Source organism: Novosphingobium sp. (genome assembly GCF_039595395.1).
Classification (GTDB): Bacteria; Pseudomonadota; Alphaproteobacteria; order Sphingomonadales; family Sphingomonadaceae; genus Novosphingobium.
In genome coordinates, this window is the sequence record NZ_JBCNLP010000006.1 from 312,663 (window position 1) to 329,095 (window position 16,433).

At 66.3% G+C, this 16,433-nt stretch carries 12 protein-coding genes and 1 pseudogene; 7 read left to right on the forward strand and 6 right to left on the reverse strand.

Annotated features, from left to right (window positions below):
• Positions 1-54 precede the first annotated feature (54 nt).
• The 3 genes from ABDW49_RS21580 to ABDW49_RS21590 are packed head-to-tail and all read left to right on the forward strand — an operon-like array spanning position 55 to position 3,445.
• The gene (locus tag ABDW49_RS21580) at positions 55-978 is read left to right on the forward strand and encodes a dihydrodipicolinate synthase family protein (RefSeq protein ID WP_343615130.1); all 924 of its coding nucleotides are present in this window, start codon (positions 55-57) and stop codon (positions 976-978) included.
• Positions 979-989: 11 nt separating this feature from the next.
• A complete protein-coding gene (locus ABDW49_RS21585) occupies positions 990-1,988 on the forward strand; it encodes a 4-hydroxyproline epimerase (RefSeq protein ID WP_343615131.1) in 999 nt (332 codons plus the stop codon).
• Between the two features lie 23 nt (positions 1,989-2,011).
• Entirely contained in the window at positions 2,012-3,445 is a 1,434-nt protein-coding gene (locus tag ABDW49_RS21590) for an amino acid permease (RefSeq protein WP_343615133.1), read from the forward strand.
• A 43-nt stretch (positions 3,446-3,488) separates the two neighbouring features.
• Here the strand turns inward: ABDW49_RS21590 and ABDW49_RS21595 are convergent, their stop codons facing one another.
• The 4 genes and pseudogenes from ABDW49_RS21595 to ABDW49_RS21610 all read right to left on the reverse strand — a co-directional run bounded on the left by ABDW49_RS21595 (position 3,489) and on the right by ABDW49_RS21610 (position 7,509).
• Positions 3,489-4,136 carry a GntR family transcriptional regulator gene (locus ABDW49_RS21595; RefSeq protein WP_343615135.1) on the reverse strand — a complete coding sequence of 216 codons (648 nt, stop codon included), beginning with the start codon at positions 4,134-4,136 and terminating at the stop codon, positions 3,489-3,491.
• Between the two features lie 157 nt (positions 4,137-4,293).
• Positions 4,294-5,298 carry a DUF885 family protein gene (locus tag ABDW49_RS21600; protein ID WP_343615137.1) on the reverse strand — a complete coding sequence of 335 codons (1,005 nt, stop codon included), beginning with the start codon at positions 5,296-5,298 and terminating at the stop codon, positions 4,294-4,296.
• Positions 5,264-6,094, reverse strand: a pseudogene (locus tag ABDW49_RS21605) (DUF885 family protein); the annotation flags it as partial. The gene ABDW49_RS21600 and the pseudogene ABDW49_RS21605, both read right to left, overlap by 35 nt.
• Before the next feature lie 17 nt (positions 6,095-6,111).
• Positions 6,112-7,509 carry a peptide MFS transporter gene (locus ABDW49_RS21610; RefSeq protein ID WP_343615139.1) on the reverse strand — a complete coding sequence of 466 codons (1,398 nt, stop codon included), beginning with the start codon at positions 7,507-7,509 and terminating at the stop codon, positions 6,112-6,114.
• A 184-nt stretch (positions 7,510-7,693) separates the two neighbouring features.
• On the opposite strand from ABDW49_RS21610, the gene ABDW49_RS21615 reads away from it, so the two are divergent.
• Positions 7,694-9,295, forward strand: a complete 1,602-nt coding sequence (locus tag ABDW49_RS21615) for a family 43 glycosylhydrolase (protein WP_343615140.1) — start codon at positions 7,694-7,696, stop codon at positions 9,293-9,295.
• 42 nt (positions 9,296-9,337) lie between these two features.
• Here the strand turns inward: ABDW49_RS21615 and ABDW49_RS21620 are convergent, their stop codons facing one another.
• Together ABDW49_RS21620 and ABDW49_RS21625 are read right to left on the reverse strand one after the other, a co-directional pair.
• Entirely contained in the window at positions 9,338-10,540 is a 1,203-nt protein-coding gene (locus ABDW49_RS21620) for a Xaa-Pro peptidase family protein (RefSeq protein ID WP_343615142.1), read from the reverse strand.
• Entirely contained in the window at positions 10,537-11,820 is a 1,284-nt protein-coding gene (locus tag ABDW49_RS21625) for an FAD-binding oxidoreductase (protein ID WP_343615143.1), read from the reverse strand. Before ABDW49_RS21625 ends, ABDW49_RS21620 begins: the two co-directional genes overlap by 4 nt.
• Positions 11,821-11,839: 19 nt before the next feature.
• Here ABDW49_RS21625 and ABDW49_RS21630 point away from each other — a divergent pair, with 19 nt between their 5' ends.
• The 3 genes from ABDW49_RS21630 (at position 11,840) to ABDW49_RS21640 (ending at position 16,403) form a co-directional block, all read left to right on the forward strand.
• Positions 11,840-13,699: an Svx/AvrXca family virulence/avirulence protein gene (locus ABDW49_RS21630; protein ID WP_343615144.1), complete on the forward strand. Its 1,860-nt coding sequence runs from the start codon at positions 11,840-11,842 to the stop codon at positions 13,697-13,699.
• A 101-nt stretch (positions 13,700-13,800) separates the two neighbouring features.
• Positions 13,801-14,808, forward strand: a complete 1,008-nt coding sequence (locus ABDW49_RS21635) for a ligase-associated DNA damage response exonuclease (protein WP_343615146.1) — start codon at positions 13,801-13,803, stop codon at positions 14,806-14,808.
• A 2-nt stretch (positions 14,809-14,810) separates the two neighbouring features.
• The gene (locus ABDW49_RS21640) at positions 14,811-16,403 is read left to right on the forward strand and encodes a cisplatin damage response ATP-dependent DNA ligase (RefSeq protein ID WP_343615148.1); all 1,593 of its coding nucleotides are present in this window, start codon (positions 14,811-14,813) and stop codon (positions 16,401-16,403) included.
• Positions 16,404-16,433: the final 30 nt, after the last annotated feature.

Here is a 16,433-nt window from a genome sequence, read left to right on the forward strand (position 1 = left end):
TGCCTCGAATTTCGAATATCGTATACTAAATGCGCAATCCAGGAGGAAGCGTTCATGACTGCATCCAAGGTGCTGTGGAAGGGTGTCTATCCCGCCGCCACCACACAATTCGCGCAAGATCTCTCGATCGATTACGATGCCACGCAGGGCGTTCAGTCCGCACTCGTCAAGGACGGCGTCGATGGCCTGATCCTGCTGGGCACCTGCGGGGAAAACAACTCGCTCGAAGCCGATGAAAAGCGCAAGGTCCTCGCCGCCGGCGTCGAGGCGGTGGGCGGCAAGGTCCCGCTGGTGGCGGGCGTGTCGGAAATGACCACGGCGCGCGCCATCGACTACGCCCGCGACGCGGAAAAGATCGGCGTCGATGCACTGATGCTGCTGCCCGCCATGGTCTATGTGCCCACGACGGAAGAGCTTCAGGCCCATTTCCGCGCCGTGGCCGAGGCGACCAGCCTGCCGATCATGCTTTACAACAACCCGCCCGCCTATCGCGTGAACGTCGATTTCGCCACGCTGGAGGCTTTGCGCGATGTGCCCAATCTGGTGGCCGTCAAGGAAAGCGCGCCCGACACGCGCCGCATCACCGATGTGATCAACCGCTTCGGCGATCGCTATACGGTGATGGCGGGCCTCGACGATGTGGCGCTTGAGGGCCTGTTGCTGGGCGCTTCGGGCTGGGTTTCGGGCCTGACCAGCGCTTTCCCGGAGGAATCCGTGCGTCTGGTGGCGGCGGTGAACGAGGGGCGGCTCGATGAAGCCCGCGCCATCTATCGCTGGTTCATGCCGCTGCTCCATCTCGATGCCGAGCATGATCTGGTCCAGTCGATCAAGCTGGCCGAGCAGATCATGGGCCGCGGCAGCGAGCGTGTGCGTATGCCCCGCCTGCCGCTGACCGGCCAGCGCCGCGCCGACGTCATCGCCTGGGTCGAGCAATGCGCCGCCACGCGTCCTACGCTCAAACCGGCCGTCGCGGCCTGAAAGTCACCTGCATGCGCCATCATTTCTTCTGCATCGATGGCCACACAGCCGGTAACCCCGTCCGCCTCGTGGCGGGCGGGGCGCCGTTGCTGCGCGGCTCCAGCATGATCGAGCGCCGCGCCGATTTCCTTGAGCGCTTCGACTGGATCCGCACCGGCCTGTGCTTCGAACCGCGCGGGCATGACATGATGTCGGGCGGCTTTCTGTTCCCGCCCACGCAGGAGGAGGCCGATTGCGGCATCCTTTTCATCGAGACGTCAGGCTGCCTGCCGATGTGCGGCCATGGCACCATCGGTCTGGTCACCTTCGGGCTGGAGCACGGGCTGATCACGCCCCGCACGCCCGGCCAATTGCGCATCGAGGTGCCCGCCGGGGTGATCGATATCGAATACGGCACACAGGGCCAGAAGGTGACCTGGGTGCGCATCCGCAACGTCCCGGCTTTCGTCGCCACCACGGGCATCAACATCGATGTACCCGGTTTCGGCCCACTCACGCTGGACGTGGCCTATGGCGGTAATTTCTATGCCATCGTCGAGCCGCAGGGCGCTTACACCGGCCTCGACGATCTGGGCGCCTCGCGCATTGTCGAACTGAGCCGCTCCATCCGCGAGCTGGTGCGCGCGGTCTACACGCCCACCCATCCGCTGGACGAGCGCATTTGCGGTGTCAGCCATGTGCTCTGGGCCGATAAGCCGCGTGGCGAGGGCGCCGATGGCCGCAACGCCGTCTTCTATGGCGAACGCGCCATCGATCGCAGCCCCTGCGGCACGGGCACCTCGGCGCGCCTCGCCCATCTGGTCCACAAGGGGCAACTTAACGTAGGGGATCGCTTCGTCCACGAGAGCTATATCGGCAGCCGGTTCATCGGACGGGTCGAGGCAGCAACCACGCTGATGGGGGCACCAGCCATCATCCCCTCGATCGAGGGCAGCGCGGTGGCGACGGGTTTCAACACCATATGGATCGACCGGGAAGACCCGTTCTGGGCCGGCTTCTCGGTGGTTTGACTAGGGTTTGGGGGATAAGAAGAATGAGCATTCTGGGGCTGCGCAAGCCGGTGATCAGCGAGGCGGCCCCCGATGCCAGGCATCGGCTCAAGCCCACATTGTCATGGCCGCATCTGGTGGCGCTGGGCGTGGGGGCGATTGTCGGCACGGGCATCTACACGCTGATCGGCGTGGGCGCTGACCGGGCAGGCCCCGGCGTGGTGCTGGCCTTTCTGGTGGCGGGGCTGGTCTGTGCCTGCGCGGCGCTGGCCTATGCCGAGATGGCCACGCTGATGCCGCGTGCGGGCGGCGCCTACACCTATTCCTATGCGGTGCTGGGCGAGACCATCGCCTGGGTCGTGGGGTGGAGCCTGATCCTGGAATATTCGCTGGCCTGCTCCACCGTGGCGGTGGGCTGGTCGGGCTATCTGGTGGGCTGGCTGCAATCGGCGGGGGTGCATCTGCCCGCGCTGTTGCTCTCGGGCCCGCATGGTGGCGGGATCATCAACCTGCCTGCCGTGGTGGTGTCGCTGGGGATCGCGGGCATGCTGATGCTGGGCACGCGGGAAAGCGCCACGCTCAACATCGTGCTGGTGCTGATCAAGATGGTGGCGCTGGTGGTGTTCGTGGCGCTGGCCCTGCCGGTGTTCGATCCGTCGCATCTCCACCCTTTTATGCCCTATGGTTTCACCAGCCATATGGAGGGCGATGAAACCCGCGGCGTGATGGCGGCGGCGGCGATCGTCTTCTTCGCCTTCTATGGTTTCGATGCGGTGGCGACCTCGGCGGAGGAAGCGCGCAACCCGTCGCGCGATCTGACCATCGGGATCGTCGGTTCGATGGCGCTGTGCACGCTGATCTATATCCTTGTGGCGGTGTCGGCCATTGGCGCGCTGCCCTATCAGGTGCTGGGCAAATCGGCCGAGCCGCTGGCGCTGGTGCTGCGCACGCTGGGTCATCCCGTTGCGAGCTGGGCGATTGCCGGGGCGGCGCTGCTGGCCTTGCCCTCGGTCATTCTGGTGATGATGTATGGGCAGAGCCGCATTTTCTTCGTCATGGCGCGCGATGGGCTGCTGCCCTCGGGCCTTGCCCGCGTGTCGCAGCGTACCGGCACGCCTCAACTGATCACCGGCGTGACCGGCCTGCTGGTGGCCGGTGTCGCGGGCTTCTTCCGCCTCGACGAGATCGCCGAACTGGCCAATGCGGGCACGCTGCTGGCCTTTATCGCGGTCGGCTTGTCGCTGATGGTGCTGCGCCGCCGGGCGCCAGAGCTGAAGCGCATCTTCAACTGCCCGCAGCCCTATCTGGTGGGCACGCTGGCGGTGGTGGGGTGCCTCTATCTGATGGCCTCGCTGCCGGGCAAGACGCTGGTGCGGTTTGGCGAGTGGAATGCGATCGGGTTGGCGATCTATGCACTCTACGGGCGGACGCGCGGCCTGATGGCGGGGCGCGTCGCCGAGGAACTGCCTGCCGAATAGGAGCCGGGCGGGGAAGGCACTGCCTTTCCCCGCCGCTTTGGCCTCAGTTCACCTCGAACTGGCGGCGCAGATCTTCCAGCGTGCCGGTGATATGCGCGGCGGCCAGCTCCTCCGCGCGCTGCGCATTGCGCGACAGCCATGCCTTGAGCATCACCGTATGCTCCAGATGAGCGCGGTCGCCGCGCCCCGCCGGTTCCAGATGCTTGTAGGTGTAGCGTTCGGCCTGGATCTGCAGGCGGCCGATCAGTTGCACCGTCAGCTCGCGGCGGCAGGGACGGATCAGCGCCATGTGGAAATCGCGATTGCGCGCGGTCACCAGCTCCAGATCGTGATGGGCAGCCTCGTCCAGCGCCTTGAGCGCGGCGGTGGCGATGTCGCGCTCCTCCTGATTGGCGGCCACCGCCGCCATGCCCACCGCCGCCGGCTCGATGGCCAGCCGCAGGGCATAGATTTCCTCGGCTTCGGCGGAGCTCATCAGGCGGACGAAAAAGCCGCGATTGGCTTGTGAATAGAGAAGCCCTTCCTGCTCCAGCCGGGCCAGTGCCTCGCGCAGGGGAATCTTGCTGACCCCCAGTTCGGCGGCCAGAGCGTCCTGCCGAATGGGCTGTTCGCTGCTGAGCTGGCCTCCCACGATCTTCTCTCTAAGAATATCAAATATCTGTTCCGACAGAGTGCGGACAACGAGGCTCATTTTGACAGTCTACTCCCGTCACTGGGACTGGAAACATATGGGGCAGGTGAGCAGGTGGTATACTAAAAGCTTTGCGTATCCACAAGGTGGGCATCCCTGCCCCGCAAGCGGGGGATTTACCGGGTATTCGATCAGCCACAAGATGGCCTTTGGTCTGTTACTCCTCCTTGGGATAGGGCCCCTTGCCGCCCTGCGCGATAAAACGCTCCACCCGTGCCTGAAGCACCGGCAGCGGCACCGAGCCCAGTTGCAGGATCATATCGTGGAAGGCGCGGATGTTGAATTTGGCGCCAAGCGCCTGTTGCGCCCTGGCCCGCGCGTCGACAATCGCCTTCTCGCCCAGATAATAGCTGAGCGCCTGCCCAGGCCAGGCGATGTAGCGGTCGGTCTCGGTCTCGATCTCATGGTCGGACAAAGCGGTGTTGTCGCGCAGATAGGCTTGCGCTTGCTCGCGGCTCCAGCCCTTGGTGTGCAGGCCGGTGTCCACCACCAGCCTTGCCGCGCGCCACATCTGGTAGGAGAGCATGCCGAAACGCTCATAGGGCGTGTGATACATGCCCATTTCCTCGCCCAGCTTCTCGCAATAAAGCGCCCAGCCCTCGCCATAGGCCGAGATGTAGCTTTGTTGACGGAAGGCGGGCAGGCCCTTGTTTTCCGCGGCCAGCGGCATCTGGAAGGCATGGCCCGGCGCGCTTTCATGCAGGGTGAGCGCGGGCAGCGAATAGAGCGGACGCGAAGGCAGGTTCCAGGTGTTGACCAGATAGACCCCCGGCCCGCCGCGCCCGCCGGTGTAGAAGGGCGCGATGGCATCGGGCACCGGCACCACGGCGAAGCGGCGGCGCGGCAGATGGCCGAACCAGTCGCCCGCTTTGCCGTCGAACTCCTTGGCGATCCACGCCGCGCGGTCGAGCAGGGCCTGCGGGGTGGTCACATAGAATTGCGGGTCCTTGCGCAGAAAGGCGAGGAAGGCGGGCAGATCGCCCTGAAAATGCACCTCCTGCATCACCGCCATCATCTCGGCGCGGATATGGGCGACTTCTTCCAGCCCGATCTGGTGGATCTGTTCGGGGGGGCAGGTCCAGCGTGGTGAACTCGCGGATCTGGGCCTGATAATAGGCCTTGCCGTTGGGCAGCGAGAAGGCATCCAGCGCCGTGCGGGCATGGGGCAGATAGTCCTGCCGCAGGAAGGTGAGCAGCTTGCGATGAGCCGGAACCACCGCCTGCGTGATCGCCTCTGCGGCCTGGGCGCGCAGGCTTTCTTGCTCGGCGGCGGGGATGCCGGCGGGCATGGTCATCAGGGGGGCGTAGAAGGGATTGTCCTGAGGCGTGGCGGCCTCAACCATCGGCAGGATCGACTCCTCGCGCCCCTTCATCGTGATGCGTGACGGGGTGAAGCCGCGCGCCAGCCCGGCCTGCATATTGGCGATCTGCTGGTCGTAATAGCGCGGGATCTGGCGCAGCATCGCGATATAGTCGCTGATTTCCTTGGCGCTGTGCAGCGTGCCGCGCGCGCTTTCCGCCACATCGCCCCAGAAATTGCTGTCGGCGTTGAGCGGCTTTTCATACTCGCGATAATGCTGCTGTGAGAGCAGCGCGGCGATCTGGTAGCGATAGATCGCGTAATTGGTGCGGTTGGCCTCCGACAGATGGGCAGGCGCGATATGGTCGAGCGCGGCGCTGACCTCTTCCCAGCGGCGCGTCTTGGCCTCTTGCGCGGCCACGCTGACATCGGGCAGCAGCATGGCGTTGGCGCCGTCGCTGTCCTCATTGGCGGCCATCTGCTTTTGCCGCCAGGCCCATTCCTTCGCCACGATCTGCTCGAAACGGGCGTCCTCGCTCTGGTGAGCGGCGGCTTTGGCGGGCGGCTTTGGTGCGGCCAGCGCCGGGCCGGGCAGGGCACAGAGGGCCAGAAGCGCCACGCTCGCCTGCCAGAGGTTGGAGTGCCGGACTTGTGTCATGGAGGCGTGTCTTTCTGTCAGGGGCGTTCGTCGGGCAGGGCAAGGGGGCGGCGGGCGATCACGGCCAGACAGGCGCCAGCGGTGGCGATGGCGGCGTGAAAGGCCCAGAAACGGGCCGCTCCCCAGGGTTCGTAAAAGCGCGCCAGCCAGCCTGCGGTGAGGTTGGCGACAAAGAGACCGGCATAGGCCGCGCCCATCATCGTGGCCGTCAGGCGCGGCGGCGCTGCGCCCGCCACCGCCGCCAGCAGCACCGGCATGACATAGAGATAGGCGGAGGAGGCCAGCAGGAAATAGGCGTAACCGACCAGCGGGCCAAGGCTGTGGGGCAGTGGCCACATGTGAACAAGGATCGCCAGCAGGGCATCCGCCACCGCCATGGCGGCGCAGCCCATGCCGATGCGCAAAGCGACCGAAGGCAGCCTCCCGCGCTCGGTCTGGCGCTTCCAAAGCATCACCACCAGCGGCGAGGCCAGCACCGTGACCAGCCCGTCGGCGGCCAGATACCACGAGACCGGGATGGTAAAGCCGCCCAACTGGCGATTGGCGGCAGCATCGATCCACAGGGGGAAGACGTTGTAACCCTGACCGACCGGGATGTTGTAAAAGGCAGTGAGCGCCACCAGCGCCAGCAGCACGCCGACCCGGCGGCGCGTATCGGCGGGGGGCGGCGTTTCGGCGGAGGGCGGGGCCATGGCGATATCGCGCGGCAGATGACGCCAGCCGGTGACATAGATCGCCAGCCCGACCAGCATGCCCAGCCCCGCCATGGCAAAGCCCCAATGCCAGTTGCCCTGCTCGCCCAGCACGCCGCAGACCAGCGGCCCGGCAAAGGCGCCCAGATTGATGCCCAGATTGAACAGCAGATAGGCCCGGTCGCGCCGCCGGTCGGCAGGCGCATAGAGCGCGCCGACCTGCGTGGCGATGTTGCCCTTCAGGCAGCCCGAGCCAAGGATCAGCAGCAGCAGCGCGGGCAGAAAGGCAGCCTCCACCGCCAGCAGGAAATGGCCCAGTGCCATCAGCGCTCCGCCCAGCAGCACGGTCTGGCGGCGGCCCAGCAGGCGGTCGCCGAGCAGGCCTCCGGCCAGCGGTGTGAGATAGACCAGCCCGGTGTAAAGCCCGAAAATCTGCGAGGCATAGGCCTGATCGGAGAGCGGCCCCAGCACCGTCTGCAGCGCCTTGCGCAGTTCCAACCAGCCCCAGACCCCGCCATGGCCTGCCAGAGGCACCAGCCGCGTGGTCATATAGAGCATCAGCAGCGCCTGCATGCCGTAGAAGGAGAAGCGCTCCCACAATTCGGTCGTGGCCAGCACGGTCAGCCCGCGCGGATGGCGGGGGTTGGTCTGCGGTCTATCCTGTGCACGGCCGGGAGCGGAAGGGGCGCTGGTCGGGATGGTGATGTCGCGCAGGGTGCTCATGGGTTATTTGGTATATTATATTTTTCTTGTGTCCAGCCTGTCATCTGTGAAAAATGGCTGGGTGACGGCACATCCCTTCGAAAGGTTGGATAATTTATCGTTGCGCTTCTGCCAATGTGGGATTGCCAGCATTTTTATCGTATACTATCTGACGTGAGATCGACAGGGCTGGCAGGGGGCAAGAATGGGTTTTGCGCAACATATGATGAGAGCTACGGCGCTGGCGCTGGCCACACCTGCTCTCGCCCATGCGGAGGGGACGGCTCCCATGCCGCCCTATCCCCCCGCACCCGTTGCCCCGGTGGCGATCCATGCCACGCATAATCCCATTCTCTCGGATGGCCGCTATTACTCCACCGACCCCGCGCCGCTGGTGGTGGGCGACACGCTCTACATCCTGACCGGGCGCGATGAGGCGGCGCCCGGCGTCAACGACTTTATCATGAACGAATGGCAGATGCTCTCCACCAGGGATGTGGCTTCGGGCGACTGGGCCTTCTATCCCGCCATGCTGCGCCCCGAAAAGGTCTTTGCCTGGGCGGCGTCGGCGCGGGCCTATGCCGGGCAGATCGTGCAGGGCGGGGACAAGCGCTTCTACCTCTATGCCCCGGTGATGCGGGATCATTGTCAGGACAAGGATTGCTTCGGCATCGGCGTGGCGGTGTCCGACACGCCGCTGGGCCCATGGGTGGATGCTCATCCGCAGGGGCCGATCATCTCGCAAGCCGGGCCTGTGCGCAACACGATGCAGAACATCGATCCCACGCCTTTCGTGGATGATGACGGGCGCGTCTACATCTATTGGGGCACCTTCGGCCAGTTGCGCGGCATGGAGCTGGAGCGCGATATGGTCACCCCCAAGGGCGAGCCGGTGGCCGTCACCTCGCTGAAAGGCTTCTTCGAGGCTCCATGGCTCTTCAAGCGCAAGGGCACCTATTATCTGGCCTATGCGGGCAATGATGTGAAGCAGGGCGATGGCTGCACGCCCGCCGTCTACCATGCCTGCATCGCCTATGGCACGGCGTCCAGTCCCTTGGGGCCATGGACCTACACAGGCGTGGTGCTGCCGCCTGTATCCTCCACCACATCGCACCCCGGTTTTGCCGAGTTCAAGGGCAAATGGTACATCACCTATCACACGGCGGATGCGAAAGGCGGCGACCATTTCCGCCGCAGCGTCGCGATTGACGAAGTGCATTGGGATGACAGCGTCAGCCCGGCGCGTATGCGCATGGTCCAGCCCACGCCCCGCCCGGTGATGGATCTGCCGCCTCAGCGCAACATTGCCCCGGCGGCGCGGGCCAGTGCCTCCAACGAGCCGGTGCCGGTGCAATATTGGATCAGGGCGCTCAATGACGGGATCGTGCGCGATGCGCCTCTGCCGCCCGACATGTGGGGCACATGGACCGGGCACAATCCCGCCCGCCCGTGGGTGCAATATGGTTGGGCCGAGCCGGTGCGGATCAATGGCGCGCGGATCGCCTTCTTTCACGACCAGCCCGCCGGGGCGAGCGTGGGGGTGGCGCCTCCGCATGCGTGGCATCTGGAGTATTGGAACAGGGGCGTGTGGCAGAGCATTGCCGCACGCTATCCGGTGGCGGAAGAGGGCTTTAGCGATGTGTCTTTCGCGCCTGTCAGCACCACCTGTCTGCGCGCGGTCTTCGATGCTTCCGGCAGGGATGAACATGCGGGCGTGGGGGTGCAGGAATGGGAGGTACTGACCCCGCGCCCCGTTCCCGTGCATCGTGCTGGCGAGGGCGCTCAGCAAGGTTGCCCCAGGCCGTGATGTGACGGCCCGCTGATCAGGCTCAGCGGGCCGGTCAATCCATCAGCCGAAAGGCGCGTCGATGGCAGGCGAGGGTCGGGTAAACCATGCGGCGCCTGTTTCCGTAACGTGGAAATGATCCTCCAGCCTTACGCCGAAAGCGCCGGGCAGCACGATCATCGGCTCATTGGAAAAGCACATGCCGGGGGCCAGAGGCGTGGTGTCGCCGCGCACCAGATAGGGCCCCTCATGGATGGAAAGCCCGATGCCATGGCCCGTGCGGTGCGGCAGGCCGGGCAAAGCGTAATCGGGGCCAAGCCCGGCGCGTTCCAGCACGCGGCGGGCGGCGGCGTCGATCTCCTCGCAGGGCACGCCGGGGCGCACGGCCATAAAGGCGGCCTCCTGCGCTTCATGCTCAAGGTCCCAGATGGAGCGCTGCCGCGCCGTGGGCGTACCGAAGACATAGCTGCGTGTGATGTCCGAGCTGTAGCCCTGCACGCGGCAGCCGGTGTCGATCAGCACCATCTCGTCCATCCCCAGCCGCCGCTCGCCGGGCAGGCCGTGGGGGTAGGAGGTGCCCTCGCCAAATTCCACGATGCAGAAGCTGTTGCCCGCCGCGCCAAGGGCCCGATGCGCGTTCTCGATAAAGCGGGTGACCTCGCCGGCGGTGATACCGGGGCGCAGGATGCGGGCGGCGCGCTGTTGCACCTCCAGCGTCATGTTTTTGGCCTGCAGCATGATCGCCAGCTCGGCGGGGGATTTGATCGAGCGGCAACCATCGATGACCGCGCTGGCTTCTGACAGAGTCACGGCAGGCGCCGCCCGGCGCAGCCTTTCGATCATGACGAAGGGCAGGGCGGGATCGATCGCCAGATGCCTGACGCGGGCGCTCTCCAGCAGGCTGGCGAGGATGAGATGCGGGTTCTCATGCTCTTCCCAGCCGTGGATCTGCGCGGGCACCTGCAACTCGGCCTCCAGCGAGCCCAGTTCGAAGCGCGGCGCCACCAGAACGGGATCGCCCTCGGGCAACAGCAGCATGGCCACCAGCCGCTCGCTGGCCCCCCATGACAGGCCGGTGAAATAGCGCAGGCTGGGCCCGGCATCGACCAGCAGGGCTTCGGCCCCGGTCTGCGCCATCAACTGGCGGGCGCGGGTGATGCGCCGGGCGAACTCCTCGGCGGATAGGGCTGGGGCCTGATCGGCCCAGGGGCGCATCTGCGCGAGTTCGCTGGCGGCGTCCGAACCGCCGATGCCTTTGCTGTTCATGCTGCGTCTTTCCTGCTGAAACGGGCCAGATCGAAGGGGGCGAGATCGATCCGGGGCGTCTGCCCGGCGATCAGCTCTGCCATCAGCGCGGCTGTAACAGGCCCCAGCGTCAGGCCAAGGTGATTGTGCCCGAAGGCATAGAAAAGATTACCGATTTGGCGACTGCGCCCGATGGCGGGCAGGTAATCGGGCAGGGTGGGGCGCGCGCCCATCCATTCCTTGCCGGGCAGATCGAAGGGCAGATCCAGCGCGGCCAGATGCTGGCGTAGCAAGGCCCATTTGCGCGGGTCCGCGGGGAAATCGGGCGTGGCAAACTCCACAAAGCTGGAGGCGCGCAACCCATCCTCAAACCGCGTGACGATCATCGAGCGGTCCTCGAACACCACCGGCGGCATGGTCTGCGGCCAGCGGGTGCCGCTGCTGTGCAGGTGATAGCCACGCTCGGCGATCATCGGCACGCGGTGGCCCAGATGCTCCATCAGCGGGCGAGAGCCGATGCCCGCAGCCATCACCACATGGCTGAAGGCGCCATGCCCGGTGATATGGCAGAGGCCCTTGCTGTCCACCTGAAGCGAGGCTGCTTCGGCCTTCCAGAGGCCGCCAGCCTGCAGGATCGCGCGCTTGAGGGCGGCGTGCAGCCGGGTGTGACTGGCGATCTGGCCGCTGTCCATGGTGCGCAGCGCGCCTGCGGGCGCGCGACCGGTCAGGCGGGTCAGCTCCTCGGTTTCCTGCGCGGTGACAGGGCGAAAACTGGCCGTCGGGGCCTGCATCGCCTGCCAGCGCGCCATGCCGAGGCGCGCGCTTTCCGCCGTATCCCAGACGATGTAGTGGCCCTCGCGGATCAGCAAATCGGGTTCGCCGAGGCGCTCGACCAGATCGACCCAGGCCTGCATCGCGCCCGAGACCAGACTTGTGAGCGCCGCGCGACCTTGAGCAAAGGCGGCAGGCCGCGCCGCGCGAGCCAGCGCCATGCCAAAGGGCAGCCATGCCCCCGCCGCCCGCCATGGCAGCGAGAGCGCGCTGTTCCTGTCGAGCAGATGGCGCGGCAGGGAGGCCAGCGTGGCGGGCGAGGCGATCGGTTCGACCTGCTCCACCGCGATATGGCCCGCATTGCCCCATGAGGCGGCCTGCAGCGCCTCATCGGGGTCGAAGATGGTGACGCGATGGCCCGCATCGAGCAGCGCGAGGGCTGTGGTCATGCCAAGGATGCCGCCGCCGATGATGGCGATATTTTCATTGCGATTCTGCATGATAAAAATATACCGTATACGATCATCCATGCAAGGAGTTTGAAGCACGATGCCCGCCAAGGATCGAACGGCCAGCCCCCGGTGTATCCTGCGGGGTGTGGCGTCCGCCCTGTCGCTGGTCCTTGGCGTGGGCGCGGCTCATGCGGACACGCCGCCCGCCGATCGCTGCATGGCAGGCGCATGGCGCGTGGTCTCGGGCACACCGGAGGAGCAGCCGGTGCAGTATGAGACCGCGCATTTCGCCTTCCGCTGGAAGCCGGGCACGGTTGCGCAGGCCGATGCCGTGTCGGCGGGAACCATTCTGGAAGATGATTTCGCCTTCGATCTTGGCGTCACCCGTTTCCCCGAACCCTTTTGCGACACGGCCGACAAGCATAAGGTCAATGTCAATCTCGATCCCTCCTTCGGCCTGACAGGCGGCCCGACGGGGGATCGCGACATGGGCATGTGGATCGGCCCGCCCGCCCTGAAGGACCGCTGGGGCCTGGCGCATGAGCTGACCCATGCCTTGCAGGGATCGACGCGCGCCATGCAGGATTCGCCCTTCACCGGCTGGATGTGGGAAAGCCACGCCAATTGGATGACGCATCAACTGCCCCTCTTTCGCGACAACCCCCATTGTTCGGAGATGCTGATCAACACCCCGCATCTCTATCTCGGCTCCACCCGCGACCGCTACTGCAACTGGCAGATCTTCGAATATCTCAAGGACCGGCTGGGCTATGACGGCGTGAACGGCATCTGGCGCCATGCTTACAAACGTGGCGAGCCCGGCTATGGCGAGGAAGACCCCTTCAAGGTGCTGATGCGGAATCAGGGCTGGTCGCTGGCGCAGTTGAACACCGTGATGGGCGAATGGGCGCTGCGCAATGTGCATTGGGACTACACCGATCCGGACGGGCGCGATCAGGGGCAGGCCTATCGCCGCAGCTATGGCGCGAATGAGGCCAGCGAAGGCCAGCGTTTTGCCCGGCTGACGCGGCTGGACCCGGTCGATGCGGGCAGGCGCGAATTTGCCGTGCCTTCCTATCAGGCGCCGCAGCGCTGGGGCTACAATCTGGTGCGGCTGGTGCCCGATGCGGGCGCGAAGGCGCTGCGCGTGCGTTTCCGCGGCATGGTGCAGGACAAGCCCGCCATTGCAAGCTTGCCCGCGCTGAACGATGAGCCCGCGACCCTGCCGCAGCCGGCCTCGGACTGGCGCTGGGGCGTGGTGGCGGTGGGCGCTTCGGGGCAAAGCCGCATCAGCGCCGTGATGGCCGGGGCGAAGGGGGAAATGACCGTTCCGCTCAAACCCGATGATGTCGGGCTTTATATGGTGGTGATGGGCACGCCATCCCGCTTCGAGCCGATCCGCTGGGAGCAGCCCTATGGCGCGATCTATCGCTACCCATGGATGGCGCGTTTCGAGGGCGCCCTGCCCGATGGTTTCGAGCGCGATGCGCCGCCTCCTGTGCCCGGCGCGCATCGCCATCCCCATGGCGGCGGCTGGGTGGGACCGGGCGCGCAGGTCGCCCCCGAGGCCTATGTGGGGCCCTATGCTCAGGTGCTGGGCGGGCGCGTGCTGGATCATGCGCGGATCGAGGACCATGCCATTGTGCGCGGCGGCGAAGTGTCGGGCCGAGCCGTGGTGGGCGCGCTGAGCCTGATCACCGATGGCGTGACCATCAAGGATGATGCGGTGGTGCGCACCACCTTCCTGGGCATCGGCCAGTTCGAGCACGGGGCGGTCATCGGCGGCACGGCCAGCCTGTATGGCGATGTCGAATTGCGCGATGCGCCGACACTGACGCATGGCGCCTACAGCGGTTTTGTCGATGCCGCGGCGTGCGATGATGCGAAGCGGGGTGCCGGGCTGACGGCGATCCCGCCGGAGGTGACAGCGCCCGTGACCTATGCGTGGCAGCCGTGATGCCCTGACGATGGGCCTTCCCCCCTTTCGCGCCGCTCGCGGAACGAGATATCCCCGCAGTGCTTTCTCAAGAGCACGATCGACGCCGGGCAGGGAAGGGCATGGCCATAGCAGCATCCTCATGGATCACGCCGACACCGCAGGGCATCCATCTGCCCGGCGCGGATATCTGGGTCGACCCTTCGGTGGCAGTGGGCCGGGCGCTGGTCACCCATGGCCATGCCGATCATGCGCGCGGCGGCCATGGCCAGACCATCGCCACGGCCGAAACGCTGGCCATCATGGCGCTGCGCTATGGCGTGGCCGAGGGGGCTCATCCGCTCGCCCTGCATGAGCGTCTCACGCTGGGCGATGGCATCACCGCATGGCTGGCCCCGGCAGGCCATGTGCTGGGATCGGCGCAGGTCGTGCTGGAAAGGCAGGGCGAGCGGGTGGTCATCACCGGCGACTACAAGCGCCGCCCCGATCCCACCTGCCTGCCCTTCGAGCCCGTGCCCTGCGACATTCTGGTGACCGAGGCGACCTTCGCCCTGCCCGTTTTCGTCCATCCGCCCATCACCGGCGAGATCGCCCGCCTGATCGAGACCAGCGCCGCACATCCCGACCGCTGCGTGCTGGTGGGCGCCTATGCGCTGGGCAAGGCGCAGCGGGTGATCGCCGAATTGCGGCGGGCGGGCCACACCGCGCCGATCTGGCTGCATGGGGCGATGGAGGCGATGTGCCGCCTTTATACCGAGCATGGCATCGACCTTGGCGATCTGCGGCTGGTCAGCGAGGCTTCGAAAGAGGAACTGGCGGGGCAGATCATCCTGTGCCCGCCCTCCGCGCTCAATGACCGCTGGAGCCGCCGCCTGCCCGATCCCATCACCGCCATGGCCTCGGGCTGGATGCGGGTGCGCCAGCGCGCGGTGCAGCGCAATGTCGAGCTGCCGCTCATCATCTCCGACCATGCCGACTGGAACGAGTTGACCGCCACAATCCGCGAACTCTCGCCCGCCGAGACCTGGATCACCCATGGCCGCGACGATGCGCTGGTCCACTGGTGCCAGACGCATCAGTTGAAAGCCCGCCCGCTCGATCTGGTTGGCTATGAGGATGAGGACGATTGAGCGTGGAGGATTTTGGCACCCTCATCGACCGCCTGATCTACACGCGGTCCCGCAACGGCAAGCTGGAGCTGATCGCGGCCTATCTGCGCCGCGCGCCCGATCCTGATGCTGGCTGGGCGCTGGCCGCCCTGACCGGCGGGCTGGATTTTCCTGCGGTGAAGCCCTCGGCGGTGCGGGCGCTGATCGGGCAGCGGGTCGATCCGGTGCTGTTCGCCCTGTCGCGCGATTATGTCGGCGATACGGCCGAGACGGTCAGCCTGCTCTGGCCCGAGCCCGACCGGCCTGCCGACCCTCCGGGGCTGAGTGAGGCCGTCGCGGCGCTTGCGGCGATGACGCGCGCCACTGTCCATGCCGGACTGGCCGCGCTGCTCGACCGGCTGGATGCCAAGGGGCGTTTTGCCCTGCTCAAGCTGGCGACGGGGGCGCTGCGCATCGGCGTCTCGGCGCGGCTGGCCAAGACGGCTTTCGCGCAGGCCTTTGCCCTGCCTCTCGATGAGGTGGAGGAGGCATGGCATGCGGTGGAGCCGCCCTATGCCGATCTTTTCGCCTGGGCGCGGGGGCATGGCACGCGGCCAGACGCCGCGCATCGCCCGGTGTTCCGCCCCTTTATGCTGGCCCATCCGCTGGGCGAGGAGCAGGTCGATCTCGCTGATTTTGCTGCCGAGTGGAAATGGGACGGCATCCGCGTGCAACTGGTGCGCATGGGGGGCGAGACAAGGCTCTACAGCCGTGGCGGCGACGACATCTCCGCTGCCTTTCCCGAGGTCGCGCGGGATTTCACCCGCGACGGCGTGCTCGATGGAGAGCTGCTGGTGCGCGGCAGCCATCAGGGCGGCGCGGAAGGCGGCGCGGCCAGCTTCAACGCCCTGCAGCAAAGGCTGGGCCGCAAGCAGGTCAGCGCGCGCATGCTGGAGGAGTATCCGGCCTTCGTGCGGCTGTATGACGTGCTGCTCGATGGCGGCGAAGATCTGCGCGCCCTGCCGTGGCGCCAGCGGCGCCAACGGCTGGAGAGCATCATGCCCGGTCTGCCCGCCGCGCGCTTCGACCTGTCCCTGCTGATCGAAGCCGCCGATTTCCATGCCCTCTCCCTGCTGCGCGACGGGGCGCGCGATGCGGCCATCGAGGGGGTGATGCTGAAACGCCGCGACAGCCCCTATGTCGCCGGGCGCCGGGTGGGTCTGTGGTACAAATGGAAGCGCGATGCCCTCACCGCCGATTGCGTGCTGATGTATGCCCAGCGCGGTTCGGGCAAGCGCTCCAGCTTCTATTCCGATTACACCTTCGGCTGCTGGACGGCCCCGCCCGATCAGGGTGGAGAGCTGGTGCCGGTCGGCAAGGCCTATTCGGGCTTTACCGATGAGGACCTCAAATGGATCGACAGTTTCGTGCGTCAGCACACCACCAACCGCTTCGGCCCGGTGCGCGAGGTGGAAAAGACTCTGGTCTTCGAGGTGGCCTTCGATTCCATCCATGAGAGCAACCGCCACAAGTCGAAACTGGCGATGCGCTTTCCCCGCATCGCCCGCATCCGCCGCGACAAGCCCGCCGCCGAGGCCGATCTGGTCGCCAGCTTGCAGGCGATGATTGCGTCCTGATGCGCGCGGCCATGCCTTGTCGCCATGCCC